We start from the raw sequence: 26,995 nt of genomic DNA on the forward strand, positions 1-26,995 counted from the left end.
AGGTCTCTCCGGCGAGGATAAAGGGGGCGGCTGGTGGCGACCGCTCCCGCCCTTTTTATACGGTTGAACAACTAGCCGGCAAGTGCCACAGTTCGCGCCTCAACGAATGCCCTAGACGCCCGAAAGGTGAATTCCATGACGATCCACGCTCCCAATGTGATGGCAGAAGTGCTCGCGACGCGCCATCATCTGCATCGGTTTCCGGAGATCGGCCTGTCTGAGTTCAAGACGTCGGACTATGTGGCCGAGCAGCTTACGGCTCTCGGCTACGAGGTCACGCGTGGCCTCGCCAAGACCGGGGTGGTCGCGACGCTTCGAAACGGTTCAAGCGATCGCAGCATCGGCATCAGGGCCGACTTTGACGCGCTGCCGATCCTCGAAGAGACGGGGCTGCCCTATGCCAGCGAAATCCCGGGCGTCATGCATGCCTGCGGGCATGATGGTCATACCGCGATGCTGCTTGGTGCAGCGAAGATCCTTGCCGAGCGCCGGAATTTCGACGGTGTCATCCATCTGATCTTCCAACCTGCCGAGGAAAATTTCGGCGGTGCCCGCATCATGATCGAAGATGGATTGTTTGATCGCTTCCCCTGCGATGCGGTGTTTGCGCTTCACAACGATCCGGAGATCCCTTTTGGCCACATCGCCCTTCGCGAAGGCCCGATCATGGCTGCCGTCGACGAGTGCAAGATCACGGTCAACGGCCGCGGCGGTCACGGCGCCGAGCCGCAATCGACAGCCGATCCGATCGTGTGTGGCGCTTCGATCGTCATGGCCCTGCAGACGATCGTGTCGCGCAACATCCACCCGCTCGATCCGACTGTCATTACGGTTGGCGGTTTCCATGCCGGTGCTGCGAGCAATGTCATTCCGGAACGGGCCGAGATGGTGCTGTCGATCCGCTCCTTCGATCCCAAGGTTCGCGACCAGCTGGAAAGCCGGATCCGGGCCGTGGCCGAGGGACAGGCTGCTAGTTACGGGATGGGTGTTACCATCGACTACGAGCGTGGCTATGACCCGACCGTCAACCACAAGGCGGAAACGGACTTCGTCCGCGATCTTGCGGTGAGCTTTGCGGGTAACGACAAGGTATACGACCTGCCGCGACCGATGATGGGCAGTGAGGACTTCGCCTATATGCTGGCTAAACGTCCGGGCAGCTATTTCTTCCTCGGCACGCAGCGCACGCCCAATGACCCGCCGCTGCATCATCCGCGTTACGACTTCAACGACGACATTCTCCCCGTCGGCACCACCCTGTGGGTGGAACTCGCGGAACGTTATCTCTCGAGGTCCTGAGAGGGCGTGCTTCGCCGGGCGGCGAAGAGAATGATCAAGCCGGCGCCGGCGATGAGCACGGCGCCTGCCCATACGTTCGGGCCGGGCACGTCGCGCCAGATCGCGTAACCGAGCGCGAAGGCCCAGATCAGCGCGGTGTATTCGAGCGGCGCGATCACCGAGATTGGTGCGCGGCGCAACGCCTCGAAATAGCTCATCTGGCCGAGGCCGCCGATGAAGCCGACCGCAAGCAGCAGGATCTGCGTTGCCCCGCTCGGCATGGTCCATGTCATGAGGGCCATGGGTGTGGTCAGCATCAGGAAGAAGACATTGGTTATGGCCATCTGCACCATGCTGCTGGCGCTCTGGCTGGTGGTTCGCAGAAGCGTCGTCGCGATTGCCCAGCAGACGGCGGCGATCAATGCGAGATAGACCGGCCAGCCGGTGGCGAGGCCTGTCGGGTTGCTGGCGATGACCACGCCGACAAAGCCGGTTATGACCGCGATCCAGCTGCTCGGCGGGACCTTTTCGCCGAGGATCGGGATTGCGAGCAGGATCGCGGCAATCGGGGCTGCGAAATAGAGCGTCGTCAGGTCCGCAAGCGGCAAGTGCTTGGCCGCGTTGAAGTAGCAGAGCCATGCCGCCAGCAGGAAGAGGCTGCGCAGCATCATCGGGCGCAGGGCCGGCGACGTGACGGTTTCGCGGGCAAGCGACCGGCCACCCAGGATGTAGCATCCGAGCAGGATCGCAATGCTTCGGCAAAACAGGATCTGCCACACAGTCGTAGACTCCACGAGCAGCTTGATCATGGCGTCATGCATGGCGAAGAAGAGATAGGCGAGACTGGACAGCAAAATACCAGCGCCGACTGCGGTTTTCACGGACGTGTCTTTCGGGTAGGGCGGCCCCAGCATGTGGTCGCATCGGGTTTCTTGTTTCGGGTGTCGATGGACGACTGTCAATCCCCGGTTGGCGTTGCCGAGATTGTTGTCGCGCGAAACAAAAATTTACAGCCGCGGGATGCATGGGGCGTTGTCGTTTAAATCGATTTAATTAAAGTGCGCCCCGACCACGGGAGCAGGACATGAACGATATTTCGCAGACAATTACTTCCCCAGCCGCACCGGCGCCGATCGTGACGAGGGAGCGCGCAGCCGTCGCGTTGCTGTTCTTTCTGAACGGTCTCGTGATTGGCGCCTGGGCGCCGAAGATCCCGTTCTTTTCGCAGGCGCTTGGGCTTTCGGAATTGATGCTGGGGGTGATGATTTTCGTCTTCGGCGTGGGCTCGCTGGTTCTGATGCCGATCGCCGGTATGCAGATCGCTCGCTACGGCTCGCGTCGCGTGGTTGAGATCACCACGCTCCTGTTCATCCCGACGATCGTGCTCGTGACGCTCGTCGACAATATCTGGACGGGTGCCGTCGCGATCTTCCTGTTCGGTGGCCTGACCGGGGCGATGGACGTTGCGATGAATGCCAATGCCGTCGAAGTCGAGCGCAACATGCGCCGCTCGATCATGTCCTCCTGCCACGCCTTCTGGAGCCTGGGTGGTCTGTGCGGTGCGGCGACCGGTGGTTTCCTGATCGCCTCGCTCGGCGTAACCGGTCACGTGCTGCTGCTGGCTGCCGTCTGTGTCGTCCTCTTCCTTGTCGCCCGTCCGATGATCCTTGCCGATGCGCCGCATCCGAGTGACGAGCCCGCCAAGGCCAAGCTGCCGATGACGCCGCTGCCCTGGCTGATCGGCACGATCGCGCTGTTCTGCATGATCCCTGAGGGCACCGTGCTCGACTGGAGCGCGCTTTATCTGCGCAACGAGCTGAATGCTTCGACCGAAATGTCGGGCTTTGCCTTCGCCGCCTTCTCTTTCACCATGGCCGTCTGCCGCTTTGCCGGTGACTTCGTTCGTGACCGGTTCGGTGCCGTCAATACGCTGCGCTTCTGCGGGGTCGCGGCGATCATCGGCCTTGTGATCGCCGGGCAGTCGAGCAATGTGACACTCGCCCTGATCGGGTTTGCGATCACCGGGATCGGGATCTCGAACATGGTGCCGATCGCCTTTTCGGCCGGTGGCAATATCCCGGGACTGGCTCCGGGCGTCGGTCTCTCCGTGGTCACGACCATGGGCTATTCCGGCATTCTCTTCGCGCCGTCGCTGATCGGTTTCATCGCCGAGTTTACCTCCCTGTCGACGGTTTACACCGCGATCCCCTCCCTGTTGATCGTCGTGTTGGCTCTGTCCGGCCTTGCCCGGCATGCTGACCGGTCAACGGGTCACTGAACTGATGCGAGTGCGCAGCTCGCCTGAGCGATGCCTGCGCACTCGTGCATGTGATTGCGTTCCGATGTCTTGCGGTTGACAAGCGATCGGCTTTGATCCACCTCCATGGCGATTGAGGCTTGCAGAGAAACAGCCATGACCGCACCCATCATCCAGCCCGCCGACGCCTTTGATCCCAAGCCGCGCCGCTCATCGGTCGCCGTTGAAGTCGGAGGCGTTATCATCGGCGGCGGGGCGCCCGTCGTCGTTCAGTCGATGACCAATACCGATACGGCCGATATCGATGCGACCGTCGCCCAGGTGGCCGCCCTCTACAAGGCCGGTTCCGAGGTGGTGCGCATCACGGTTGACCGCGACGAGAGTGCGGCCGCCGTGCCGAAGATCCGGGAGCGCCTGCTGCGCCTCGGCATGGATGTGCCGCTGATCGGCGACTTCCACTATATCGGCCACAAGCTGCTCGCCGATCACCCTGGTTGCGCCGAGGCGCTGGCGAAATATCGCATCAATCCGGGCAATGTCGGCTTCAAGGACAAGAAGGACAAGCAGTTCGCCGAGATCGTCGAGATGGCGATCCGCTACGACAAGCCTGTCCGCATCGGCGTCAATTGGGGTTCCCTCGACCAGGAACTGCTGACGCGTTTGATGGATCAGAATGCGGCTCAGGGCTCGCCGCTGTCGGCGCGTCAGGTGACGCGCGAGGCGATCGTGCAATCGGCGCTGCTCTCGGCCGAACTGGCTGAGGAGATCGGCCTGCCGCGCAACCGCATAATCCTGTCCGCCAAGGTCAGCCAGGTACAGGATCTGATCGCCGTTTACTCGATGCTTGCCGAGCGCTCGAACCATGCGCTGCATCTGGGGCTGACCGAGGCCGGCATGGGCTCGAAGGGCATCGTCGCCTCTTCGGCTGCGATGGGCTATGTGCTGCAGCATGGCATCGGCGACACCGTGCGCGTTTCGCTGACCCCCGAGCCGAATGGCGATCGCACCCGTGAAGTGCAGGTGGCGCAGGAGCTGCTGCAGGTGATGGGGTTCCGGCAATTCGTGCCCGTGGTCGCTGCATGTCCCGGCTGTGGGCGCACCACGTCCACCGTGTTCCAGGAGCTCGCCCAGAAGATCCAGGACGATCTGCGCAAGAACATGCCGGTCTGGCGCGAAAAGTATCCCGGCGTCGAAGGTCTGAACGTCGCGGTCATGGGCTGCATCGTCAATGGTCCGGGCGAAAGCAAACACGCCGATATCGGCATCTCGCTCCCCGGCACCGGTGAAAACCCAGCGGCGCCTGTCTTCATCGATGGCGAAAAAGCCATGACCTTGCGCGGTCCGAACATCGCGGCGGATTTCGAGGCGCTGGTGGCGGACTATATTCAGAAGCGCTATGGACAAAAGTCGGCGGCGGAGTGAGCCTGCTGGTAACTTTTTGTTGCCGCAATTTCACGGTTGACGGATGATCAGCCGAATCCTGGAGGGACCCCGAGCATGATCAAGAAGATCGCTATTCTCGCGCTTTGCGCGACCTATCTGAGTGCCTGCACGACGACAGATCCCTATACGGGTCAGCAGAAGGTGTCGAACACGACGGGCGGCGCCGCACTTGGCGCGGCCGTGGGCGCGCTCGGTGGTCTCGCCGTCGGTGGTTCGCCGGTAGGCCGGCGCAATGCAGCGCTCATCGGTGCCGGTATCGGCGCGCTCGCCGGTGGCGCCATCGGCAACTACATGGACCAGCAGGAATCGGAACTGCGCGCACAGCTGCAGGGCACCGGCATTTCGGTCACCCGCGTCGGCGACCGCATCATCCTGAACATGCCGTCCAACATCACCTTCAACACGGATCAGGATGCGGTCATGCCGCAGTTCTATCCGACGCTGAACTCGGTCGCGATCGTGCTGCGCAAGTTCGACCGCACGCTGATCGACATCAACGGTCACACCGATTCGACCGGCAGCCAGGGTTACAATCAGGGTCTGTCCGAGCGCCGTGCGATGTCCGTTGCCGGTTACCTCAACAGCCAGGGCGTCGACCCACGGCGTGTATCCGCAGTCGGCTTTGGCCCGAACCAGCCGGTCGCGTCCAACGCAACGCCGGATGGCCGCGCGCAGAACCGCCGCGTGGAAATCCAGATCTCGCCGCTCACCCAGGGCTGAGGTCTGTCCACTTCAAGGATCAGAGGCGCCGCATCCGTGCGGCGCCTTTTTCGTTTCAGCGCAAGGTGAGCAGCTTCACGCCGGCAAAGGTGAAGAGGACGGCGAGCGTCCCGTCGATATAGCGACGCGCGGCGCGATAGATCCGGAGCGCGCCCGGCGTTGAGAAGAGCAGCGCATAACCCATGAAGACGATGAAGCCGGTCACCAGGCAACCGCAGACGACGATGGCGACCGCAGACGGCGTCGCCCCGGCGGGCAGTCCCAGCGAGATAATGGCCAGCCAGGCGAAGATCGCCTTGGGGTTCGTCAGGTGGATCGCATAGCCCATCAGAAAGGTACGCTTTAGGCTCGCTGTCGCCTTGGTGACGCCAAGCGGATCGATCTTGCTCGCAGCGGAGCGGAAGGCGCGCCAGGCGAGATAGAGCAAGTAGAGACCGCCCAGGATCCGCATCAGCACCAGCGCCTGCGCATATTGGGAAAGGATGGCGGCAAGACCGAGAGAGGCGGCGATAGCCCAGGTCATCGAGCCGCAGAAGATGCCGGCTGCAATCGTCAATCCATGCCGACGCCCCTGGCCAAGCGAGGCGGAGGCAATCGCCATGGTCGCCGGACCCGGGCTCAAGACCGCGACCAGGTAGACGAGGTAGGCTGCCGCAACCTGCGGCCAGTATTGAAGGATTTCAGTCAAGGATGTGCTCCGGCGCTTGCAACAGGGGCCGGAGACTAGCCGCTATCGGTCAATTCCACACGTCAGATGATTGGATCGATCGCCTTCAGAAACTGATGGCATTCCTCTGTCGTGCCGATCGTAACCCGCAGGAAATCGGAAACCCGTGGCTTGTTGAAATGCCGTACGAGGACAGCGCGCTCGCGCAGGCCCTTTTGAAGATCCGCACCCTGATGCGCTGGATGACGCGCAAAGACGAAGTTTGTCGACGAGGGCAGGACCTCGAAGCCGCGGGCCTTCAACGCTTCCGTGACCATCGCGCGGTTGGCGATGATCTTGCCGCAGGCGTCGTCGAACCAGGCTTCGTCCTCGATCGCGGCGGTTGCCGCTGCCTGGGCCAGCATGTCGACGGGATAGGAGTTGAAGCTGTCCTTCATCCGCTCCAGCGCCTCGATCAGCGGCCGCTGGCCGAGCGCGAAGCCGACGCGCAGGCCAGCCAGCGATCGGGACTTGGAGAAGGTCTGGACGACGAGCAGGTTCTCATAGCGCGAGATGAGCGATGCCGCGGTCTCCGCGCCGAAATCCACATAGGCCTCGTCGATCACCACGACCTGATCCGGGTGGGCGGCGACGAGCTTCTCGATCTCGGAGAGCGGCAGGGCGATGCCCGTCGGCGCGTTCGGATTGGCGAGGATAATGGCGCCGCAGGGACGGTCGTAGTCCTCGATGCGGACCTGCAGGCCGTCATCCAGCGCGATCTCCTCGACCTTCACTTCGAAGAGCCGGGCATAGGTCTTGTAGAAGCTGTATGTGATGTCAGGGTAGAGCAGGGGAGCGTCGTGCTTGAGCAAGGCAGCGAAGGTGAAGGCCAGGACTTCGTCCGAGCCGTTGCCGACAAAAACCTCGTCCATCGTCAGGCCGTAGCGCTTCGCAATCGCCTTGCGCAGGTCCGTGGAGGCCGGATCGGGGTAGAGGCGCAGTCCTTCACCGGAGGCAGCTGCGATCGCGTCCAGCACGCGCTGCGATGGGCCGTAGGGGCTCTCATTGGTGTTGAGCTTCACCAGGCCCGGGATTTTGGGCTGTTCACCCGCGACATAGGGCTCCAGCGCATGGACGGCAGACGACCAGAAACGGCTCATACTATTTCTTCCTGTAGGCGATGAAGTGGGCGGCTTCCTTCAGCGGCTCGGCCTTAGCGCCATAGGGATCGAGCAGCGCATTGGCTTCAGTGACCAGTCGGTCGAGTTCGGCCCGGGCCCAGTCCGTGCCCTTCAGACCAACGAGGGTCGCCTTGCCTTTGGCCGCGTCCTTGCCGGTCGCTTTGCCGAGGGTCGCGGCGTCCGAGGTTATATCTAGGAGATCGTCGGCCACCTGGAAGGCGCGGCCGATGATTTCACCGAAGCGGCGCAGGCGATCGCGGTCTTCCGCCGGTTGACTGGCGATGATCGCCCCGGCCTCGCAGGCGAAGCGCAGGAGTGCGCCGGTCTTCATCGCCTGGAGCGTGACGATGCCTGCTTCATCGGGCTGGTCTTTGTCTGCAGCAAGATCGAGCATCTGGCCACCGGCCATGCCGCCGATCCCGGCTGCGCGCGAAAGCTCGAGCAACAGTGCCACCTTGGCGGCATCGGCCAAGGGCGTTTCCGGCGACGCGATAATGTCGAAGGCATAGGTGAGCAGGCCGTCGCCGGCCAGGATCGCTGTCGCTTCGTCGTACTTCTTGTGCACGGTCGGCTTTCCACGGCGCAGGTCGTCGTCGTCCATGGCCGGCAGGTCGTCATGGACCAGCGAGTAGCTGTGCAGGCATTCTAGCGCGCAACCGACCTGAAGAGCCGCCTCGTCGCTTCCGCCAAACAGGCGCGTAGCCTGCATTACGAGATAGGGGCGCAGGCGTTTTCCGCCGTTCAGTGCGCCGTAATGCATGGCTTCGATCAGTTGTCGGGGGCGCGCCAGTTCCGCGTGACGAGGGGTCCCGTCCAACAGGGTTGCGAGCCTTGCCTCGACGATCTCGGCATAGGCGGACAAGCTTTGTTCAAAGGCATCGGCGCTCTTGGTCATGCGGGCTATTTGGCACGCGGCCCCCTGTCAGGCAACGGGAAATTGACGTTGATGAAAGGCTACTGGCCCTAGCCTGTCTGGTCATTTCGTCACGGGGCCGCTAAGAGGAGGCATCATCGATCATGGACCCACCTCATTGACACTGGAAGTCGAGGCATTGGAGCAAGACGAGCAGTTTGCGCCGGCGGAAGAGCGGAGGCGGCGGCCCCCGATCATCCGGGCCGTGCTGATTGCTCTGCTTCTGTTGCTCGTCGGGCCTTATCTCCTGATCCTCGTTTATCGCGTGGACTTTATCCGCCCGGTGTCCACGCTGATGCTGGCGGATCTTGCCACCTTTCAGGGCTATGATCGTCGCTGGGTCGATTTCGAGGATATTTCGCCGAATGTCGTGCGTGCGGTGATGATGTCGGAGGACGGGCAGTTCTGCAATCACGGCGGCGTCGACTGGAACCAGCTGCAGTCGGTCATCGACGATGCCATGGCCGGAGAGGCGACGCGGGGCGCCAGCACCATCCCGATGCAGACGGCGAAGAACCTTTTCCTCTGGAACGGCCGATCCTTTGTCCGCAAGGGCCTGGAGCTGCCGCTTGCCATTGCCGCTGACACCGTCTGGCCCAAGCAGCGGATGATGGAGATCTACCTCAACGTCGCGGAATGGGGTCCTGGCATCTACGGGATCGAGGCCGCCGCGCGGTATCACTTCAAGACATCGGCCGCAAAGCTCAGCCGTCAGCAGGCGGCGCTGCTGGCCGTCTCCTTGCCCAACCCGATCGACCGCGTGGCGAGCAAGCCTGGTCCGGGCTTGAAGCGGTTGGCCGGGGTCGTGGATCGACGGGCCCGCGCTTCGGGTGAATACATCACCTGCCTTTATGATTGAAATCAGAAGCTTTCGTTGGTCCGCAAGCCGGTTATGGGTCTAGGTTGGAGCTCAACTGTTCGGAGAGCCTGATGGACGAACTGACCCTTTACATCGCCAACAAGAACTATTCCTCCTGGTCGTTCCGGCCGTGGATCGCAATGACCGCCGCAGGCATCCCGTTTCGCGAGGAACTGATCCCGTTCGGGCCAGGTGCCACCCATCCGCGCTTTCGGGAGATGTCGCCGACCGGGCGGGTACCGGTGTTGCACCACGCCTCGGTCCGGGTCTGGGAATCGCTTGCCATCATCGAATATGTTGCAGAGCTCTATCCGGATGCCGGGCTCTGGCCTGCCGACTGCGAGAGCCGCTCGCTGGCGCGCTCCATCTCCATGGAAATGCTATCCGGCTTTCGGGCTTTGCGCGGGGCCTGCCCGATGAACATGCGTCGGCCGGTGAAAGCGATCCCACTGCCCGACGGCGTGACGGCCGATGTCGCTCGCATCGAGGCGATCTGGCGGGACATGCTGCAGCGCTCCGGCGGTCCCTTCCTGTTTGGCGCTTTCTCCGCGGCCGACGCCATGTTCGCACCGGTCGTCAATCGCTTCAGCGCCTATGATCTGGTTCGCAATGCCGAGACGATCGCCTATATGGATGGGATGCGTGCGCATCCGGCCTGGCGGGCCTGGGAAGACGCGGCGCTGGCCGAACCCTGGATCGTGCCCGAGGACGAGGCCTGATCGGCCTTGTCACGGATTCGAAAAAAGTGACCTGGGGACTGGTCAAACCCACTTCGGGCATGTATAAGCCCGCCAAATTCCGAGATCGAGACAGGTTCTGTCCGGCCTCATCGAGGCCGCATAAACCCGTCTTGTCCGTCACGTGGAGTAACGAAAATGGCTGTACCGAAAAGAAAAACAAGCCCGTCCAAGCGCGGTATGCGCCGCTCTGCTGACGCGCTGAAGGCATCGACCTATGTCGAAGACAAGAACTCCGGCGAACTGCGCCGTCCGCACCATATCGATCTGAAGACCGGTATGTATCGCGGCCGCCAGGTTCTGACGCCGAAGGAAAGCGCATAACTTCTGCGCTTCGACTGACTGTTTTGAAAGGCCGGCGCTTGCGCCGGCCTTTTCATTTGTCATTAGGCATAGTTAAATCGCGCGGCTGATCGCCCCCGAGCGCGGTGCGATCGCATTGTCAGGAAGGATTCTGCATGCTGGTCGCCATTCCACTCATGGTCGTGCCGTTCATCTTTTATAATGCCGTGATGCTGGGAAGCGGGGTTTCGGCATTCTCCGGCGTGATCATGACTGTGCCAATGCTGTCCGGGGCCGTCTGGACAATGACGCTCGGCGACCTCGTCATCCTGTCCGCCCTCATCTGCCTGTTTTTCGAGATGCTGAAGGCGACGCTCAGCAATCGTGGTTCGTTGATGAACCATATGCTGTCGATGCTGGTCTTCGTCGGATTTCTCGTGGAATTCCTGCTCGTGCGCGATGCGGCCACGCAGCTCTTTTTCAGCCTGATGGTGATCGCCTTCATCGATGTCGTCGCTGGCTTCACAATCTCCAACCGGGCTGCAGGTCGCGACGTTTCGATCGGGCTTTGATCCCGTCGTGAAAAAGGCCCCTTCCGGGGCCTCGTCTCGTTTTACAGATTGTCGAGCTTGTTCTGCAGGGAGCGCAATTGCTCCTTCAGTTCGTCGATATCCTTGGCCTCGGCCTTTTTCGTTTCCTTGGCTGGCTGCTGGCCGCCGAGGAAGGGCGAGAACATCTGCATGGCCTGCTGGAACATCTCGGTGTTGCGCTTCACCTGCTCTTCCATCAGTTGTATCGGCATCTGCAGGTTCTTCGACAGCGGATGGTCGCCGAAGGCCTTGGTCATCTGCTCGCGCATCTGGGTCTGCTGCTCGGTGAAGGCCTTCATCGAATGTTCGAGAAAGCTCGGAACGACCATCTGCATCTGGTCGCCGTAATAGCTGATGAGCTGGCGCAGGAAGGAAATCGGCAGCAGCGTGTTGCCGGTCTTGGATTCCTGCTCGAAGATGATCTGGGTCAGGACGGAATGCGTGATGTCTTCACCGGACTTGGCGTCCTGCACCAGGAAATCCTCTCCCTTCTTGACCATCTTGGCCAAGTCCTCGAGGGTGACATAGGTGCTCGTGCCGGTGTTGTAGAGGCGTCGATTGGCGTATTTCTTGATAACGATTTCGCCATCGGCTTTGGCCATTTCTGTCTCCTAACCCGTCGTTTTTCGATTGTTTTTGCTCTTCCCGGTCAGGAGTGTAAGCGCAAATTCAGTCCGGTGACAATCTCTTTGTGCGATGCATGATCGGCATTTGACGAAAGACAGGGAAGCGCAACCAAAGAACGAGAAGTGAGGGTTTATCTTGTTTGACACCGGCGGGAGTCTTTGTCAGTTTCTCCTCAATCACAAAACCCGAGGAGACGTCCATGAGCACCCCGTCCATCGTCATCGCGAGCGCTGCCCGAACCCCGGTCGGATCTTTCAACGGTGCCCTGTCGTCCGTCGCGGCGCATGATCTCGGTGCCATCGCCATCAAGGCCGTGCTGGAGCGCGCCGGCGTCGAGGCTGGTGAAGTCGACGAAGTCATCCTCGGCCAGATCCTGACAGCGGGTCAGGGCCAGAACCCGGCGCGTCAGGCCGCCATGAAGGCCGGCATTCCGCAGGAAGCGACCGCATGGGGGCTCAACCAGCTCTGCGGCTCGGGCCTGCGCGCGGTTGCCATCGGCATGCAGCAGATCGCAACCGGTGATGCGAAGATCATCATTGCCGGCGGTCAGGAATCCATGTCCATGGCGCCGCATTGCGCGCATCTGCGCAATGGCACCAAGATGGGCGACCTGAAGATGGTCGACACCATGATCAAGGACGGCCTGACCGACGCCTTCTACGGCTATCACATGGGCACGACGGCAGAAAATGTCGCTCGCCAGTGGCAGCTTACCCGCGACGAGCAGGACGCATTCGCCGTCGCTTCCCAGAACAAGGCCGAGGCCGCCCAGGTCGCCGGTCGCTTCAGGGACGAGATCGTGCCGGTCATCGTGCCGGGTCGCAAGGGTGACGTCACCGTCGACCAGGACGAATACATCCGTATCGGTGCGACGCTCGAAAGCATGCAGAAGCTGAAGCCGGCCTTCGACAAGGAAGGCACTGTTACCGCCGGCAATGCATCCGGTATCAACGACGGCGCTGCCGCAGCACTCCTGATGACCGAGGCAGAAGCCTCGCGTCGTGGTATCGCGCCGCTTGCCCGCGTCGTTTCCTGGGCGACTGCCGGCGTCGACCCGAAGATCATGGGCACCGGCCCGATCCCGGCCTCGCGCAAAGCGCTTGAAAAGGCCGGCTGGAAGATCTCCGATCTCGATCTCGTCGAGGCCAACGAGGCCTTTGCAGCACAGGCCTGCGCCGTCAACAAGGACCTCGGCTGGGATACGTCGATCGTCAACGTCAATGGCGGCGCAATCGCGATCGGCCATCCGGTCGGCGCATCGGGTGCGCGTATCCTCAATACGCTTCTGTTCGAGATGAAGCGCCGCGGCGCCAAGAAGGGCCTCGCCACGCTCTGCATCGGCGGCGGCATGGGCGTTGCCATGTGCCTCGAGGCCTTCTGATCCGGGCAGCCAGGATGGCGCCGGCTCATCATTGACATCACCAAGTTCTGTCCCGGCCTGAAGCCGGGATGGCGAAGTCATGCCGTTGCGATGGGAACCGCAGCGGTTGATCCAGACGGGAACCCATACAGAAAAAACGGGGAGGACAGCATGAGCAGAGTGGCTTTGGTAACCGGCGGTACGCGCGGTATTGGTGCTGCGATTTCGATCGCTCTGAAGAATGCCGGCTACACGGTGGCCGCAAACTTCGCCGGAAACGAGGAAAAGGCGAAGGCCTTTGAAGCAGAGACCGGCATTCCGGTCTTCAAGTGGGACGTCTCCAACTACCAGGCCTGCGTTGACGGGATCGCTGCCGTCGAGGCTGCCCTCGGCCCGGTCGACGTGCTGGTCAATAATGCCGGCATCACGCGGGACACCATGTTCCACAAGATGACGCCGGACCAGTGGAACGAGGTCATCAACACGAACCTCACCGGCCTCTTCAACATGACGCATCCGGTCTGGACAGGCATGCGCGACCGCAGTTTCGGACGCGTGATCAACATCTCGTCGATCAATGGCCAGAAGGGCCAGATGGGCCAGGCCAACTACTCTGCCGCCAAGGCGGGTGACCTCGGCTTCACCAAGGCGCTGGCGCAGGAAGGCGCTGCCAAGGGCATCACGGTCAACGCCATTTGCCCCGGTTATATCGGCACGGAGATGGTGCGCGCGATCCCTGAGAAGGTGCTCAACGAGCGCATCATCCCGCAGATCCCGGTCGGCAGACTCGGTGAACCGGAAGAAATCGCCCGCTGCGTTGTCTTCCTCGCTTCGGATGATGCCGGCTTCATTACGGGATCGACGATTTCGGCGAATGGTGGCCAGTTCTTCGTCTGAGCAACCGTCAGTGTTTCGCCTCGGGGCCGGCCTAGTGCCGGCCTCTTGCATTTGTATGGCGTGAACTATCTCAAGACTGGGTAGCGTTTCGGATCTCCGATGGGAGGTCGGTTAGGCCGTTAAGGATTGCCCTCTTTTCTGCCGGCAAAGTTCTTAATATCCACCGCGCCCTATGGTTAACTAATTGTTATTCAACAATATCTAGCGGTGAACAAACCGGGAAGATGCTTAAGTCCGCGATTCGTCGTTGATTCGTTCCGGATTTGATCGCGAAGTTAATTCCGCGCACAAAAAAAGCCGCCGAACCCGAGGTTCGGCGGCTTTTTGCAGATATGCCTATTAGCGGCAACGTGCTTCGTAGGTGCGGCCGTAGCGATCGCGGTAGACGCAATAGCCGGAACGTTCCTGAGAATTGCCGATCAGGGCGCCGGCGACACCGCCGACTGCTGCGCCAACGGCTGCGCCGCGGACGTTACCGGTAGCAACGCCACCGATGACTGCGCCAGAAGCCGCGCCGATGCCGGCGCCACGTTCAGTTGCCGTGCAGGATGCGAGCGGGGCGATCAATGCGAGTGCCAGAAGGGTCTTTTTCATCGTCCTATACCTTTTATGTCGAGTTGGATTTTCACTTCAGGTCAAATTCGACCCATCAACATCAGGATGATGAGGATGAGCAGTACGAGGCCCAAGCCTCCCGACGGGCCGTAGCCCCATCTGCGGCTATGTCCCCAGTTTGGCAGGGCGCCGATCAGCAACAGAATAAGAATGACGATGAGGATAGTACTCATGGGGGCCCTCTCCTAAGCCTTGGTGCAGAATGCTGTCTTGTGCGGTCTGAACGCGACCAGCCGGACTTTGTTCCGTCCGGTTCAGGCTCATGCTCATGAACTGAAACATCTGGGCTGCGGCTTTGCCTGCCATGGGGCGGCGGTTTTTCGCCTGCAGCGTGGCAATGCCGTCAACGAATGCGCTGATGGCGCTTGCGGTCAGGGTCTGATGCTCGACCATCGGCAGATGCCCGCAATTGCGCAGAAGGACCGTCTGCACCTGCGGAAGCAGCTTGGACACGCGCAGCTGATGGGCCGGCGGCACGATGGCGTCATCGGCCCCGACAATGTTGAGAACCGGTACACGGATTGACGGCAGGTCCGCGACCAGGGTCGTCGCCGACATGAAATGAATGCAGGCCGCGATGTCTTCGGGCCTCGCCTGCAGCAATTGCAGCCGCACATCTTCCATGGCCTCGACCGCGCGATCGTTCTGCCAGGGGCATCCCTTGTCGAAAACGCATTCGACAGAGCCCCAGCGAAACTGCTCACTCGTGGAGATCCAGCGCTGGAAGAACTGGCGAAATAGGAAGTATCCAACCCGCGGAACGCGCAAAAGCTTGGCCGGCAGGCGCTCCTGGCCCTCGAAGCGACCGCAGGCGAAGGCGCCGATCAAGACGATCGACTTCACCAGTTCGGGATAATGCCGTGCAATCAGCAGCGAGACGAAGCCGCCCGTGGAGTGGCCGATCAGCGTGACTGGCCTGCCGCCGAAATCGCGCCTGAGCGCCTCAGCATAGGCTGCAGCTACCGCCTCGGGCGTAATCAACTGGCCAGGTGCTGAGAGTTTCCAGGGGTGGTGGCCGGGTAGGGCGTAGGCCGCGCTCTTTGATTTTCGCACAACGTCCGGCGCATAGGTGCGCCAAAAGGATGGCGCCATGACCATGCCGTGGATCAGGGCGTAGTCCTGAGCCAACTCGTTGTTTCCGATCCATTCTGGGGGCGGCGGGGATAGCGTCATCAGTTTCACCTCGGCGGCGGAACGTGAAGATGTTCCCGATTGTTCCATCGACCGGCTGTTGGGAAGGTTGATGCGGTCGGAGGGTGATTCAGCATCTGGTGTGGCGGAGCCCAGAAGGCTTCCAGATCTAGCCGTGAACAAACACTGAATCAGCCGGAGTCACCGATTCGTCGCTGATTCGTTCGCAGAGTGTTCCTGATTCAGAAAGATGATTCTGATCAAGGGTTTGCGAGGAATTCTGGGGTGTTTGCGACAAGCGCCTTGCCTTTGCCCCTGTTCGTCGCCATGTGTTGGCCAAGGGTGCCGGAATGCAGAAGCGCGGTCCCGGCAAGCGGAGCGGTCCTTGAATACCCAACCCATGATCTTGAGTGGCCGCGGCGTCAACGCTGTGCTGGGGCCAACGAACACTGGCAAGACCCATTTCGCCATCGAACGTATGGTCGCGCACGGGTCGGGCATGATCGGGTTGCCGCTCAGACTTCTGGCCCGCGAGGTCTATACCCGTGTTGTCGAGCGGGTCGGCGTCAAGAACGTCGCTCTCGTCACCGGTGAAGAGAAGATCAGCCCTCCGAATGCCCGCTTTTCCGTCTGCACCGTCGAGGCTATGCCGCGGGAAACGAAAGTGGCCTTCGTCGCGATCGACGAGATCCAGCTCGCCGGCGATCTTGAGAGAGGGCATATCTTCACGGATCGTCTGCTGCATCTGAGAGGGCGTGAAGAGACGCTGCTGCTCGGCTCGGCGACGATGAAGTCGATCCTCATCCAGCTGCTGCCCGGCATCACCATCGTCGAGCGCCCCCGGCTTTCGCAGATCTTCTATGCGGGCCAGAAAAAGATTACCCGCCTGCCGCAGCGCACCGCCATCGTCGCCTTCTCCGCCGACGAGGTCTATGCGATCGCCGAGCTCATTCGGCGCCAGCGCGGCGGAGCAGCCGTCGTGCTGGGTGCTCTCAGCCCGCGGACGCGCAACGCCCAGGTTGGCCTCTACCAGGAAGGCGATGTCGATTATCTCGTTGCCACCGATGCCATTGGCATGGGGCTCAACCTCGATGTCGACCATGTCGCCTTTGCCCAGGACCGCAAGTTCGACGGCTACCAGTTCCGCAATCTTAATCCAGGCGAACTGGGCCAGATTGCCGGTCGCGCCGGTCGACACATCAAGGATGGCACGTTCGGCGTTACGGGCCGCGTCGATCCGTTCGATGAGGAACTGGTCGAGCGGCTTGAGACCCATCAATTCGATCCCGTCAAAGTTCTGCAATGGCGGACCGAGAAGTTCGACTTCTCGTCGATTGCCGGCCTGCAGCGAAGCCTTGATGCGGTACCCCGCGTCGAAGGACTGACGCGCGCCCTGCCGGCGACCGATCAGCAGGCGCTTGAGTATCTGTCGCGCTATCCTGAGATTTCCGACATCACGGACCGACCGGAACGCGTGGAAAAACTCTGGGAAGCCTGTGCTCTGCCTGACTATCGGCGCATTACGCCTGCACAGCATGCAGATCTGATTCAGAGTCTCTATTTTGATTTGGTCAGGCGGGGCACCGTGAACGAGGATTTCCTCGGCGAACAGGTGCGCCGGGCAGACCGGACCGATGGCGAGATCGACACGCTTTCGGCGCGGATCGCCCAGATCAGAACATGGACTTACGTGTCGAACCGGCCCGGCTGGCTTGCCGATCCGACACACTGGCAAGAAAAGACGCGGGAAATCGAAGACCGATTGTCCGATGCGTTACATGAACGGTTGACGAAACGCTTTGTTGATCGCAGGACATCTGTGCTCATGAAGCGCTTAAGAGAGAATGCAATGTTGGAAGCTGAAATCAGTGTGAACGGCGATGTCTTCGTGGAAGGCCATGCCATGGGACAACTCTCCGGTTTCCGGTTCACGCCGATCTCCGGCATGGAAGGTCCGGATGCCAAGGCAGTTCAGGCCGCCGCATACAAGGCTCTGGCGCTGGAGTTCGAAGCGCGGGCAGCACGCCTGCATGCTTCTGGCAACAATGACCTTGCCATCGGCTCGGATGGTCTCGTCCGCTGGCTCGGCGACCCGGTTGCCCGTCTCACCGGTACGGATCACATCCTGCATCCGCGTGTCATTCTGCTTGCCGACGAACAGCTGACCGGCATTGCCCGTGATCATGTTGCTGCGCGCGTCGAGCGCTACGTCAATCATCACATCTCGACCGTGCTGAAGCCGCTCGATGACCTCTCCCGCGCAGAAGACCTGCAGGGCCTGGCCAAGGGTCTCGCCTTCCAGCTCGTCGAGAACCTGGGCGTGCTCTTCCGCCGTGACGTGGCAGACGACGTCAAGACGCTCGACCAGGATGGTCGCGCATCGATGCGCCGCTACGGCGTGCGCTTCGGCGCCTACCACATCTTCATGCCGGCTCTGCTGAAGCCGGCTCCGGCCGAACTGATCACGCTGCTCTGGGCGCTGAAGAACGACGGCCTCGACAAGCCGGGTTATGGCGATCTGATCCCGGTGCTGGCTGCCGGCCGTACCTCTGTCGTCACGGATCCGAGCTTCGAGCGCATGTTCTACAAGCTTGCCGGCTTCCGCTTCCTCGGCAAGCGTGCGGTGCGCATCGACATTCTCGAGCGTCTCGCAGATCTCATTCGTCCGCTGCTGCAGTGGAAGCCCGGTTCGCCGGCGCGTCCTGACGGCGCTTATGACGGCCGCCGCTTCACGACAACGACGGCCATGCTCTCCATTCTGGGTGCCACCCCTGACGACATGGAAGAGATCCTCAAGGGTCTCGGCTATCGTGCTGACAGCGTTTCGGCCGAAGAGGCTGCTGCTTTCCTCGCTGCTCAGACGGGGTCGGCTGCGGCTGAGGCTCCGGCGGCTACTGAAAAGAGCGACGACGCCGTTGATGATGCCGACCAATCCGCCGAGGCTTCTGCCGAAGGCGAGGCACCGGCTGTTGTGACTGAAGAACCTGCTGCAGCGGTTGCCGCTGAAGTGGTTGAGCCTGCCGCTGCCGAAGAGCAGTCGGCCGAGCCGACCGAGCCGAAGCCCGTTCTTCTCTGGCGTCCGGGTGGTCGTAACGACAACCAGCGTGGCACGGGCCGTCCGGCTGGCGATCGCCGTCCGCAGGGCCAGCGCAACCCGGCCCCGCGCGAAGGCGGCGAGGCTGCTGGCGAGAAGCGCGGCGAAGGCCGTCGCGATGATCGTCGGTCGGACAATCGCGGCGAGCGTCGAGACGACAATCGTGGCAAGTTTGCCGGCAAGGGTGATCGCCAGGATCGTGGTGACCGCAAGGACCGTGGTCCGCGGCCGGAGCGCGACAACAACAAGTCGCAGCCGGCACGCTTCGAAGCAAAGCCGCCGCGCAAGGAGAAGCCGATCGATCCGGATTCGCCTTTCGCCAAGCTCGCGGCTCTCAAGGAGCAGCTGAAGAAGTAATGGACGACAAGCAGTCACAAAGCGGTTCGCGCCAGCGCATCGACAAGTGGCTGTTCTTCGCCCGTGTGGCAAAATCACGCAGCCTCGCGCAAGAGCGCGTGGCTTCCGGCCATGTCAGCGTCAATGGCCAGAAAATTCGCCAGGTCAGCCACCAGGTCAAGCCTGGCGACAAGCTTGAGATCGCAATGCCCGAGCGCGACCTTGTGCTGGTCGTGAAACTACCCGGCGAGCGGCGAGGCCCTTACGAGGAAGCAAAGCTCCTCTACGAGGATCTCACGCCTCCGGCCGAGAAGAAGCCCTTCAGCCCATCCGAGCCTGGTGTTCGGGCGCCCGGAGCCGGGAGGCCGACGAAGAAGGAGCGCCGCGCGCTCGATGAACTGCGTGGCGAGCCGGATTGGTCGGCGGATTAGAAAATTTCTACAAAGGCGCCAGAATTGAGGGTGTTTATCCTTGCCTTGTCGGGGATTCCGCTTTAGCTCACATGCCGTCCGACATTAATTCCCGGTGGGGCGCGAGCCTTCCGAACAGGGTGTCACCCGATCGGAATACCCGCATTCGTCTCTCTCCTGCCGTTCGAGAACGTCATCCTGGAGTGCCGCATGACCTATATCGTCACTGACAACTGCATTCGCTGCAAATACACCGATTGTGTCGAGGTCTGCCCCGTCGATTGCTTCTATGAGGGCGAAAACTTCCTCGTCATCCATCCGGATGAATGCATCGACTGTGGTGTCTGCGAGCCGGAATGTCCTGCTGAGGCGATCAAGCCGGATACCGAGCCGGGTCTCGACAAGTGGCTCAAGATCAACGCCGATTACGCGAAGATCTGGCCGAATATCACTGTCAAGAAAGAGCCGATGCCGGAAGCCAAGGAGATGGACGGCGTTGACGGCAAGTTCGAGCAGTTCTTCTCGGAGAATCCTGGTTCGGGCGACTGATACCAGGACTAAGGTTGGGCCTGAGTGAATCCTGCCCAAATTTCCATCACTTGACGGCGGATTCGCCCTTGTGTGCGTCACGATTGTGGCGCACTGCACTAAAATATTGATTTCCTCGTCTTTTTGTGATAGCCTCTTGGAACTGTTCCACTTTGCGGCATAGCTATGCCCTGAACCATCACGAAAGCAACTTCACCAACGCGCGATTTCCGTGACATCGGCGACACCGCTTGTGTCGTGTCTCCGTCGCGACGAGGTGGCTTTGACTGTGTGGCGGACTGGATCAGGATGACAAGTTTCGCAGTCTTGTCGTCTCATCCGGGCCTGACCGACCCGGCGCCGGCATCTCGCCGGGAGCAAAACAGGGAGTATTTGAATAGAATGACGACCCAGCAGAAGAAGAATTCCTCGGCGCGCCACGGCTTCAAGACCGGCGAGTCGATCGTATACCCCGCTCACGGCGTGGGTACCATCACCGCCATCGAAGAGCAAGAAGTGGCCGGGATGAAGCTCGAGCTTTTTGTGATCGATTTCGAGAAGGACAAGATGCGTCTGAAGGTTCCGGTCGCCAAGGCCGTGAGCATCGGAATGCGCAAGCTCTCCGAGACCGATTTCGTCGATCGCGCTCTCAAGGTCGTGCAGGGCAAGGCCCGCGTCAAGCGCACCATGTGGTCGCGTCGCGCCCAGGAATATGATGCCAAGATCAATTCCGGTGACCTGATTTCGATCGCAGAAGTCGTTCGCGACCTCTATCGCGCCGAGAACCAGCCGGAGCAGTCTTATTCCGAGCGTCAGCTTTATGAAGCTGCCCTCGACCGCATGGCTCGCGAAATCGCTGCCGTGAACAAGATGTCCGAGACGGAAGCCGTTCGCCTTGTCGAGGTCAACCTCGCCAAGGGTCCCAAGCGCGGGAAGACGATCGAAGAAGACGATACCCAGGAAGAAGAAGCGGCGTAAAGCAGCTTCAGTGCATGGTCATGAAAAAACCTCCGGTGAGAACCGGAGGTTTTTTTGTATCTGTCGCCCGCTCGTCGGCTACATCGCGGACAAAGAAAAACCCCGCCGGAGCGGGGTTTCCCAGAACTTGCCTCTCAGCTGTTACTCGCGGTTTCCGAGGAAACGCAGCAGGAACAGGAAGAGGTTGATGAAGTCGAGATAGAGGCGCAGCGCGCCCATGATGGCGTTGCGGCCAGCCATCTCGCTGGAGTGGCTCTCGTGGTAGGACTCCTTGATCGACTGCGTGTCGTAGGCGGTCAGGCCTGCAAAGATCAGGACGCCAATCACCGAGATCGCGAAGTCGAGGGCCGAGGAGGCCATGAACAGGTTGACCAGCGACGCGATGATCAGGCCGAAGAGACCCATCATCAGGAACGAGCCCATGGCCGACAGGTCACGCTTGGTGGTGTAGCCGTAGAGCGACAGGGCACCAAAGGAGGCCGCGGTCACGAAGAAGGTCTGCACGATGCTCGCGCCGGTGTAGATCAGGAAGATCGACGACAGCGACAGGCCCATCATCGCAGCATAGACCCAGAAGGTCGTCTGTGCGGCTGCGACGCTCATCTTGTGAATGCGGAAGCTGAGGAAGAACACCATGGCGACCGGCGCCAGGATGACCACCCACTTCAGCGGGCTCAGGAAGATTGCCTGGCCGAAAGCGGTCAGCTCGCCGTTCGATACGGCCATCTGGAAGGTTGCGAAGGCTGCGATACCGGTGATGGCGAGGCCCAGTGCCATCAGGTTGTAGACCTTCAGCATATAGGCGCGCAGACCTTCGTCGATCATCGTGGCCGACTGGGTCTGACCCGTGCGGCTCTGATAGTTACGAAGTTCGGACATGTTTTCCTCTCTCAAAGCTTCGATGTTGGACGGCAGAGCCTTTAGAAAGGCGCCCGCACCGCTGCGAAGCCCAGCATGCGTGATCTCAATATGAGGGGTTCCCGTGTCCTCGACAAGGGCCGCAAGCTTAAATCGCGGTAATGCTGAGCGGATGGCAGATCCATCCGCCCTTGGCATCATAACTCGCGAAGCACGGGAGCTGCCTTCTGGCCGAGGATGCGCCAGGTCCCAGCAAGGCCGATGCCGATCGTGACGACGAGTGCGATGGCAAGCGTCATCAAGGCAACATCGGGCAGGAAGTTGGACGGCAGGTTCATGATCTGGCTCAACACGAACCAGGCAATGCCGCCGCCGGCGATCAATGCGAAGATCGCAGTCGCCGCCCCAAGCAGCATATACTCATAGGTGAAGGCCCGGATCAGCATGGCACGCGTGGCGCCGAGCGTTTTCAGGATGACGGCGTCGTGTGTGCGAGCCCGGTTGCCGGCTGCCAGTGCGCCGGAGAGGACGAGAACCGAGGCGATGAGTGCAATTGCCGCTGCTGCCCGGATGGCGGTTGCCAACTGCCCTACGAGGCGGTCGACAATATCCAGTGCATCCTTGACCCGGACCGTCGTGATTGTCGGGAATTGCTGGGTGACCGATCGCAGGATCGAGGCTTCCTCAGCCGCCGTCGCTTCCTGATCGATCAAGGTTGCCAGCCAGGCATGGGGAGCACCGGCGAAGGTGTTCGGCGAGAAAACCATGACGAAGTTCATCGACAGGCTTTCCCACTCCACCGTGCGGAAGTTGGCGATCTTTGCTGTGATGTTGCGGCCGAGCACGTTGATAGTGATCGTGTCGCCGATCTTCAGGCCGAGTTCGCGGCCTTCCTGTTCTGCGAAGGATACGAGCGGTTCGCCTGTGTAGTCGTCGGTCCACCATTCGCCTTCGGTGACGGTGCTGTTCTCAGGTACGTTGCGGGCATAGGTCAGGCCTCGGTCGCCACGCAACACCCAGCGTCCTTCCGGCGGCACCTCGACCTTGGCCACATCGGTGCCATTGAGCTCGACGATACGGCCGCGCAGCATCGGCACTTCGATCAACTTGCCTTCGGGCGCCATGCCTTCAACCAGGGTTCGGAAACCGTCGATTTCGCCGCTCTGAATGTCGACGAAGAAGAAATTGGGTGCGCGCTCCGGGAGGTTACCTGTCAATTCACGTCGCAGGTTGCCGTCGATCAAGGCGAGTGCCACGAGGAGGCTGAGGCCGAGGCCGAGCGAGAGCGTCACCGCAGGAGTCAATGCACCGGGACGGTGGATGTTGCCGACTGCCAGTCTGAGCGCTGCCGAGTGGATGGGGGGGCTGCGCTTGGCAAGCCAGGCGATGCCCATGGCGACCACCCGCAGCAGTACGAAGCCGGCTGCCATGGCGGCAAGGAAGATCGTCGCGATCCGCTGCTGTTCAGAGGTGAAGATCGCAAGCGCCGCCAGTGCGCCAAGCGACATCGCCATGGCGAGCAGGTACGGCCACGACGGCAGCCCTGCGGCCTCGAAGCCCTGTTCGCGGAAGAGTGCCGTTGCCGGAACCTTGCGCGCATGGCCGAGCGGCAGGATGGCGAAGGCGAACGTCACCAGCATGCCAAACACCGCTGCCAGCAACAACGCGCGCGGGTATATCGTCGCTTCGGCAGAAATCGGCAGGAGGCCAGACAGGTAATTCGCGACGATTGGCGGGGCGATGATGCCAAGCAAGAGGCCGGCCACGATGCCGATCGAGGCGACCAGCGTGATCTGGATCAGATAGACCATGACCACCACGGAGGCCGGCGCGCCAACGCATTTGAGCGTTGCGATCACGGTGCGCTTGGAATCGAGGAAGGCGCGCACGGCATTGGCAACGCCAACCCCGCCGACCACGAGGGCCGTCAGGCCGACGAGCGTCAGGAACTGCGAGAAGCGTTCGATGTTTTCGGTGAGCGCGGGCGCTGCGCGGTCGCTGCCGCGAATGGACCAGCCGGCGGTGGGGAATTCGGCTTGCGCTTGCTGGCGGATCGTCTCCGTGGCGGGCGCAGGATCGGCGTAGCGGATCTTGTAGGCATGCTCGACGAGGCTGCCGGTCGCCACGAGACCACTTGCAAACAGCCCTTCGCGGCTGGTGAGGAAGCGCGGGGCAAAGCCGAAACCGTCGGAGATGCTATCCGGCTCGGTTATGATCGTGCCATTGATGCGGAACCGCGCATTGCCGACGAGCAATTCGTCGCCGACCTTCATGTTCATGCGTTCCAGCAGCAGAGGGGCGACGACCGCGCCATAGGCGCCGTTGTCGGTGGCCAGAAGTTCGCCGAGGGGGCGATCGGGTTCGGCGACGAGGCGGCCGTAAAGCGGATAGGCTTCATCGACGGCCTTTATCTCGACCAGAGACTGGTCGGAGCCATCGGCGAGGCGGGCCATCGAGCGCAGGTTTGTCGTAACTGACACCGCACCGAAGCGCTCGAGGAAGGCGAGTTCTTCCGGCGTTGCCTCTCTGTTGTCGAGCTCGAAGCGCACATCGCCAGCCAGCAGGGTGCGTCCCTCCGAGGAGATCGCATCGGTTATCGCCGTCGACACGGAATTCACGGCCGCAATGGCGCCGGTCCCGAGCGCAATACAGGCGAGGAAAATGTAAAATCCCTTCAGGCCGCCACGCAGTTCACGCAGCGCGATGCGGAAGGCGATGGAGAAGCGTGCGCCGAAGGACGTCATGCGGACACCGAAGCGAGACGGGCCTGCTCGGTTCGGCTATCGCCTGCGATCTGGCCGGATGCGACCCGGATCTGGCGCGTGCAGCGTGCGGCGAGTGACGGATCATGGGTGACGAGGATCAGCGTCATGCCGCGCTCCTTCTGCTTTGAAAACAGAAGATCGGCGATCTGGCGGCCAGTTTCGGTATCCAGGTTGCCGGTCGGCTCATCGGCGATCAGCACTGCCGGCGATGGTGCAAGGGCTCGAGCGATCGCAACGCGCTGCTGCTCACCGCCGGACAACTGGCCAGGGTAGTGGCTGAGGCGCTCGCCGAGCCCGACGGCTTCCAGCTCCTTGCGGGCAATGTCGAAGGCGCCCCTTACGTTGGCGAGTTCCAAGGGGACGGCGACATTTTCGAGCGCCGTCATGTTGGCGATCAGATGGAAAGACTGGAAGACGATGCCGATGTTCTTGCCCCGGAAGTCGGCAAGGCGGTCTTCACTCAACGTGTGCAGCGGCGTGTTGCGGACATGGATTTCGCCGCTGTCGAGGCGTTCGAGACCTGCCAGCACCATCAGAAGCGTCGACTTGCCAGACCCGGACGGCCCGACAATCCCCACCGCCTCGCTTTCCGCGATGGAAAGGTCGATGCTCTTCAGAACGTGAACGGAGGCTGCGGCATTGCCCAGGGTGAGATCGGCGCTTTTCAGTTCGATGATGCTGTTTCTCACACTCATCCATCCTATATCTGCGGGGACTGAAGCTTCGCCGCACTGCGGCATTCTTGCCAATCTAGGGAAGCCACCATGACATTTAAAGCAGCGTTCCTTCATTTCGCCGTGATACTGCTCGCCACCCTTGCCGGGCCCAGGATTGCTGCGGCTGAACCGCTCCAGCTCGTCGGTCTCGGGGACAGCCTGATGGCGGGCTATCAATTGCCTCAGGAAGACGCCTTGCCGGCCCAGCTGCAGCGGGAGCTTGTGGCCAAGGGCCATGACGTCGTGATCAGCAATGCCGGCGTTTCCGGAGACACGACTTCGGGCGGACTTTCCCGCGTCGACTGGTCAGTGCCGGAGGGGACAGACGGGGTCATTCTCGAACTGGGCGCCAACGACGCGCTGCGCGGCATTCCACCGGAGCAGACCGAGAAGAACCTCGAACAGATCATTACCCGGCTGAAGGAGCGCAATATCCCGATCCTGCTCGTGGGCATGCTGGCGCCGCCGAACATGGGTGAGGACTACGGCAACAGGTTCAATGCGATCTATCCGCGGCTTGCGGAGAAGCATAATCTGCCGCTCTACCCCTTCGTGCTCGACGGCGTGATCACCGAACGCAGTCTGCTGCTCGAGGACGGGATGCACCCCAACACGGAAGGCTTGAAGCTGATGGCGGAACGCATCTTGCCTCTCGCCGAATCTTGGGTGGCAGGCATCAAGGGTCAGTCGAATTAAACGCTTGCGCCTGATGCCGTTGCATGATTCGCTGTGAGCACCTGCAAAAGATTCGGGGAGCGCTCCATGCCGAGATTGTTCACTGCCCTCGAAATTCCACGCAACGCTGCCATGAGCCTCTCATTGCTGCGCGGTGGCCTGCCTGGAGCGCGCTGGATCGATGTGGAGAATTACCACATCACACTGCGCTTCATCGGTGACGTAGACGGCAGGACAGCGGACGAGATTGTCGACAGGCTCGATCGGATCGATCGTCCCGAGTTTTCCCTGACCTTGAACAGCATCGGCTCCTTCGGATCGAAGAAGCCACACTCCATTTGGGCCGGTGTCTCGGCCGCGCCGGAGCTCTATGCGCTGCAGGGCGAGATCGAACGGATCTGCCAGAGGATCGGCCTGCCACCCGATCCGCGCAAATTCACCCCGCATGTCACGCTTGCCCGGCTCAAGGCGTCTCGTGTCGAGGATGTCGTGCACTACCTCGGCGGTCGCGGCGATTTCCACACCATGCCGTTCCGGATCGGACGCTTCGTGCTTCTCTCTTCCCGGGAATCAGTTGGTGGTGGGCCCTATCTGACCGAAGAGGTCTTCCCGCTTCGCGAGGCGGCCGGCTACTCGAATTTTGCGACGACTGCGCTGCAGCCTGAAAAGAGCATGCTGTAAACCGCTTCGAAGTCTTCCAGGTCGCCGTAATAGGGATCGGGGACGTCCTGTCGCGTGCCGAAGGCGAGCTCTGAAAACAGGTGCAGTCGAGCCGTTGCCTCCGATGGCATCAGGCTTTCAAGTCTCGCGAGATTGCTGCTGTCCATCGCGACTATAAGATCGAATTTGAGGAAATCCTCGGGGCGGACCTGCCGCGCGCGCTGACGCGAGATGTCGATCCCCTTCGCGGCTGCCACCTTGATCGATCGCCGGTCGGGCGGGTTGCCGACATGCCAGCCACCGATACCAGCGGACGCAATCACAGGCTTTCCGCTTCCAGCCTCGGTCAGGTGGCGATAGATTCCTTCCGCCAGCGGTGAGCGGCAGATATTGCCCAGGCAGACGAAGAGAATTGATGGTGCCGGCATTGGTTGATCCT

At 61.4% G+C, this 26,995-nt stretch carries 28 protein-coding genes; 16 read left to right on the forward strand and 12 right to left on the reverse strand.

The window, feature by feature from the left end; genetic code table 11:
* The first annotated feature begins 135 nt into the window (after positions 1 to 135).
* A complete protein-coding gene (locus tag AC02Y0_RS20070; protein WP_476380767.1) occupies positions 136 to 1,299 on the forward strand; it encodes a M20 aminoacylase family protein in 1,164 nt (387 codons plus the stop codon).
* Here AC02Y0_RS20070 and AC02Y0_RS20075 read toward each other — a convergent pair.
* On the reverse strand, positions 1,281 to 2,159 hold the full coding sequence (locus AC02Y0_RS20075) for a DMT family transporter (protein WP_476380769.1): 879 nt from the start codon (positions 2,157 to 2,159) through the stop codon (positions 1,281 to 1,283). The genes AC02Y0_RS20070 and AC02Y0_RS20075 overlap by 19 nt on opposite strands.
* 203 nt (positions 2,160 to 2,362) lie before the next feature.
* On the opposite strand from AC02Y0_RS20075, the gene AC02Y0_RS20080 reads away from it, so the two are divergent.
* From AC02Y0_RS20080 to AC02Y0_RS20090, 3 genes are all read left to right on the forward strand, one after another.
* Positions 2,363 to 3,556: an MFS transporter gene (locus AC02Y0_RS20080; protein WP_476380771.1), complete on the forward strand. Its 1,194-nt coding sequence runs from the start codon at positions 2,363 to 2,365 to the stop codon at positions 3,554 to 3,556.
* Positions 3,557 to 3,691: 135 nt separating this feature from the next.
* A complete protein-coding gene (ispG, locus tag AC02Y0_RS20085) occupies positions 3,692 to 4,957 on the forward strand; it encodes a flavodoxin-dependent (E)-4-hydroxy-3-methylbut-2-enyl-diphosphate synthase (RefSeq protein ID WP_172450204.1) in 1,266 nt (421 codons plus the stop codon).
* A gap of 75 nt (positions 4,958 to 5,032) precedes the next feature.
* The gene (locus tag AC02Y0_RS20090) at positions 5,033 to 5,698 is read left to right on the forward strand and encodes a YiaD family glycine zipper/OmpA-like lipoprotein (protein WP_444556878.1); all 666 of its coding nucleotides are present in this window, start codon (positions 5,033 to 5,035) and stop codon (positions 5,696 to 5,698) included.
* 55 nt (positions 5,699 to 5,753) lie between these two features.
* Here the strand turns inward: AC02Y0_RS20090 and AC02Y0_RS20095 are convergent, their stop codons facing one another.
* The 3 genes from AC02Y0_RS20095 to AC02Y0_RS20105 form a co-directional block, all read right to left on the reverse strand.
* Positions 5,754 to 6,386 carry a LysE family translocator gene (locus AC02Y0_RS20095; protein ID WP_476380772.1) on the reverse strand — a complete coding sequence of 211 codons (633 nt, stop codon included), beginning with the start codon at positions 6,384 to 6,386 and terminating at the stop codon, positions 5,754 to 5,756.
* 62 nt (positions 6,387 to 6,448) lie between these two features.
* Positions 6,449 to 7,504 carry a histidinol-phosphate transaminase gene (gene hisC, locus AC02Y0_RS20100; RefSeq protein ID WP_476380773.1) on the reverse strand — a complete coding sequence of 352 codons (1,056 nt, stop codon included), beginning with the start codon at positions 7,502 to 7,504 and terminating at the stop codon, positions 6,449 to 6,451.
* A gap of 1 nt (position 7,505) precedes the next feature.
* A complete protein-coding gene (locus AC02Y0_RS20105; RefSeq protein ID WP_476380775.1) occupies positions 7,506 to 8,420 on the reverse strand; it encodes a polyprenyl synthetase family protein in 915 nt (304 codons plus the stop codon).
* 211 nt (positions 8,421 to 8,631) lie between these two features.
* On the opposite strand from AC02Y0_RS20105, the gene mtgA reads away from it, so the two are divergent.
* The 4 genes from mtgA to AC02Y0_RS20125 all read left to right on the forward strand — a co-directional run bounded on the left by mtgA (position 8,632) and on the right by AC02Y0_RS20125 (position 10,888).
* On the forward strand, positions 8,632 to 9,297 hold the full coding sequence (gene mtgA / locus AC02Y0_RS20110) for a monofunctional biosynthetic peptidoglycan transglycosylase (RefSeq protein WP_476384100.1): 666 nt from the start codon (positions 8,632 to 8,634) through the stop codon (positions 9,295 to 9,297).
* Positions 9,298 to 9,368: 71 nt separating this feature from the next.
* Positions 9,369 to 10,016, forward strand: a complete 648-nt coding sequence (locus AC02Y0_RS20115; RefSeq protein WP_476380777.1) for a glutathione S-transferase family protein — start codon at positions 9,369 to 9,371, stop codon at positions 10,014 to 10,016.
* A gap of 156 nt (positions 10,017 to 10,172) precedes the next feature.
* Complete coding sequence (gene rpmF / locus AC02Y0_RS20120; RefSeq protein WP_006724402.1) at positions 10,173 to 10,358, forward strand: 50S ribosomal protein L32; 186 nt, start codon at positions 10,173 to 10,175, stop codon at positions 10,356 to 10,358.
* 134 nt (positions 10,359 to 10,492) lie between these two features.
* Positions 10,493 to 10,888, forward strand: a complete 396-nt coding sequence (locus AC02Y0_RS20125) for a hypothetical protein (protein WP_102021040.1) — start codon at positions 10,493 to 10,495, stop codon at positions 10,886 to 10,888.
* A gap of 41 nt (positions 10,889 to 10,929) precedes the next feature.
* Here the strand turns inward: AC02Y0_RS20125 and phaR are convergent, their stop codons facing one another.
* Entirely contained in the window at positions 10,930 to 11,508 is a 579-nt protein-coding gene (gene phaR, locus AC02Y0_RS20130; RefSeq protein ID WP_102021039.1) for a polyhydroxyalkanoate synthesis repressor PhaR, read from the reverse strand.
* Between the two features lie 224 nt (positions 11,509 to 11,732).
* Here phaR and AC02Y0_RS20135 point away from each other — a divergent pair, with 224 nt between their 5' ends.
* Positions 11,733 to 12,914, forward strand: coding sequence for an acetyl-CoA C-acetyltransferase (locus tag AC02Y0_RS20135; RefSeq protein WP_476380779.1), 1,182 nt, complete (start codon positions 11,733 to 11,735; stop codon positions 12,912 to 12,914).
* 150 nt (positions 12,915 to 13,064) lie between these two features.
* A complete protein-coding gene (phbB, locus tag AC02Y0_RS20140; RefSeq protein ID WP_476380781.1) occupies positions 13,065 to 13,790 on the forward strand; it encodes an acetoacetyl-CoA reductase in 726 nt (241 codons plus the stop codon).
* 339 nt (positions 13,791 to 14,129) lie between these two features.
* Here phbB and AC02Y0_RS20145 read toward each other — a convergent pair whose 3' ends face one another.
* Genes AC02Y0_RS20145 through AC02Y0_RS20155 form a run of 3 tightly spaced genes read right to left on the reverse strand, consistent with a single transcriptional unit; the run spans position 14,130 to position 15,578 of the window.
* Positions 14,130 to 14,384, reverse strand: coding sequence for a glycine zipper domain-containing protein (locus AC02Y0_RS20145; protein WP_102021036.1), 255 nt, complete (start codon positions 14,382 to 14,384; stop codon positions 14,130 to 14,132).
* Between the two features lie 41 nt (positions 14,385 to 14,425).
* Positions 14,426 to 14,578, reverse strand: a complete 153-nt coding sequence (locus tag AC02Y0_RS20150) for a DUF3309 family protein (protein WP_476380783.1) — start codon at positions 14,576 to 14,578, stop codon at positions 14,426 to 14,428.
* On the reverse strand, positions 14,511 to 15,578 hold the full coding sequence (locus tag AC02Y0_RS20155) for an alpha/beta fold hydrolase (protein WP_476380784.1): 1,068 nt from the start codon (positions 15,576 to 15,578) through the stop codon (positions 14,511 to 14,513). Before AC02Y0_RS20155 ends, AC02Y0_RS20150 begins: the two co-directional genes overlap by 68 nt.
* 358 nt (positions 15,579 to 15,936) lie before the next feature.
* Between AC02Y0_RS20155 and AC02Y0_RS20160 the strand changes: the two genes are divergently transcribed.
* The 4 genes from AC02Y0_RS20160 to AC02Y0_RS20175 all read left to right on the forward strand — a co-directional run bounded on the left by AC02Y0_RS20160 (position 15,937) and on the right by AC02Y0_RS20175 (position 20,882).
* Positions 15,937 to 18,987: a helicase-related protein gene (locus AC02Y0_RS20160; RefSeq protein WP_476384101.1), complete on the forward strand. Its 3,051-nt coding sequence runs from the start codon at positions 15,937 to 15,939 to the stop codon at positions 18,985 to 18,987.
* Positions 18,987 to 19,397 carry an RNA-binding S4 domain-containing protein gene (locus AC02Y0_RS20165; RefSeq protein ID WP_102021032.1) on the forward strand — a complete coding sequence of 137 codons (411 nt, stop codon included), beginning with the start codon at positions 18,987 to 18,989 and terminating at the stop codon, positions 19,395 to 19,397. The genes AC02Y0_RS20160 and AC02Y0_RS20165 overlap by 1 nt, the downstream gene beginning before the upstream one ends.
* Before the next feature lie 189 nt (positions 19,398 to 19,586).
* Entirely contained in the window at positions 19,587 to 19,925 is a 339-nt protein-coding gene (fdxA, locus tag AC02Y0_RS20170) for a ferredoxin FdxA (protein WP_102021031.1), read from the forward strand.
* 381 nt (positions 19,926 to 20,306) lie between these two features.
* Positions 20,307 to 20,882, forward strand: a complete 576-nt coding sequence (locus tag AC02Y0_RS20175) for a CarD family transcriptional regulator (RefSeq protein ID WP_102021030.1) — start codon at positions 20,307 to 20,309, stop codon at positions 20,880 to 20,882.
* 141 nt (positions 20,883 to 21,023) lie between these two features.
* Here AC02Y0_RS20175 and AC02Y0_RS20180 read toward each other — a convergent pair whose 3' ends face one another.
* From AC02Y0_RS20180 to AC02Y0_RS20190, 3 genes are all read right to left on the reverse strand, one after another.
* Positions 21,024 to 21,761, reverse strand: coding sequence for a Bax inhibitor-1/YccA family protein (locus AC02Y0_RS20180; protein WP_148166131.1), 738 nt, complete (start codon positions 21,759 to 21,761; stop codon positions 21,024 to 21,026).
* 176 nt (positions 21,762 to 21,937) lie between these two features.
* Positions 21,938 to 24,484 (reverse strand): ABC transporter permease, encoded by a 2,547-nt coding sequence (locus AC02Y0_RS20185; RefSeq protein ID WP_476380787.1) that lies wholly within the window; start codon positions 24,482 to 24,484, stop codon positions 21,938 to 21,940.
* Entirely contained in the window at positions 24,481 to 25,194 is a 714-nt protein-coding gene (locus AC02Y0_RS20190; RefSeq protein WP_476380789.1) for an ABC transporter ATP-binding protein, read from the reverse strand. Before AC02Y0_RS20190 ends, AC02Y0_RS20185 begins: the two co-directional genes overlap by 4 nt.
* A 75-nt stretch (positions 25,195 to 25,269) precedes the next feature.
* Between AC02Y0_RS20190 and AC02Y0_RS20195 the strand changes: the two genes are divergently transcribed.
* Positions 25,270 to 25,917: an arylesterase gene (locus AC02Y0_RS20195; protein ID WP_476380791.1), complete on the forward strand. Its 648-nt coding sequence runs from the start codon at positions 25,270 to 25,272 to the stop codon at positions 25,915 to 25,917.
* Positions 25,918 to 25,983: 66 nt separating this feature from the next.
* On the forward strand, positions 25,984 to 26,577 hold the full coding sequence (thpR, locus tag AC02Y0_RS20200; protein WP_476380793.1) for an RNA 2',3'-cyclic phosphodiesterase: 594 nt from the start codon (positions 25,984 to 25,986) through the stop codon (positions 26,575 to 26,577).
* Here the strand turns inward: thpR and AC02Y0_RS20205 are convergent.
* A complete protein-coding gene (locus tag AC02Y0_RS20205; RefSeq protein ID WP_476380795.1) occupies positions 26,526 to 26,984 on the reverse strand; it encodes a low molecular weight protein-tyrosine-phosphatase in 459 nt (152 codons plus the stop codon). The genes thpR and AC02Y0_RS20205 overlap by 52 nt on opposite strands.
* Positions 26,985 to 26,995 lie beyond the last annotated feature (11 nt).

The organism is Allorhizobium sp. nf9_anc, from assembly GCF_056323085.1.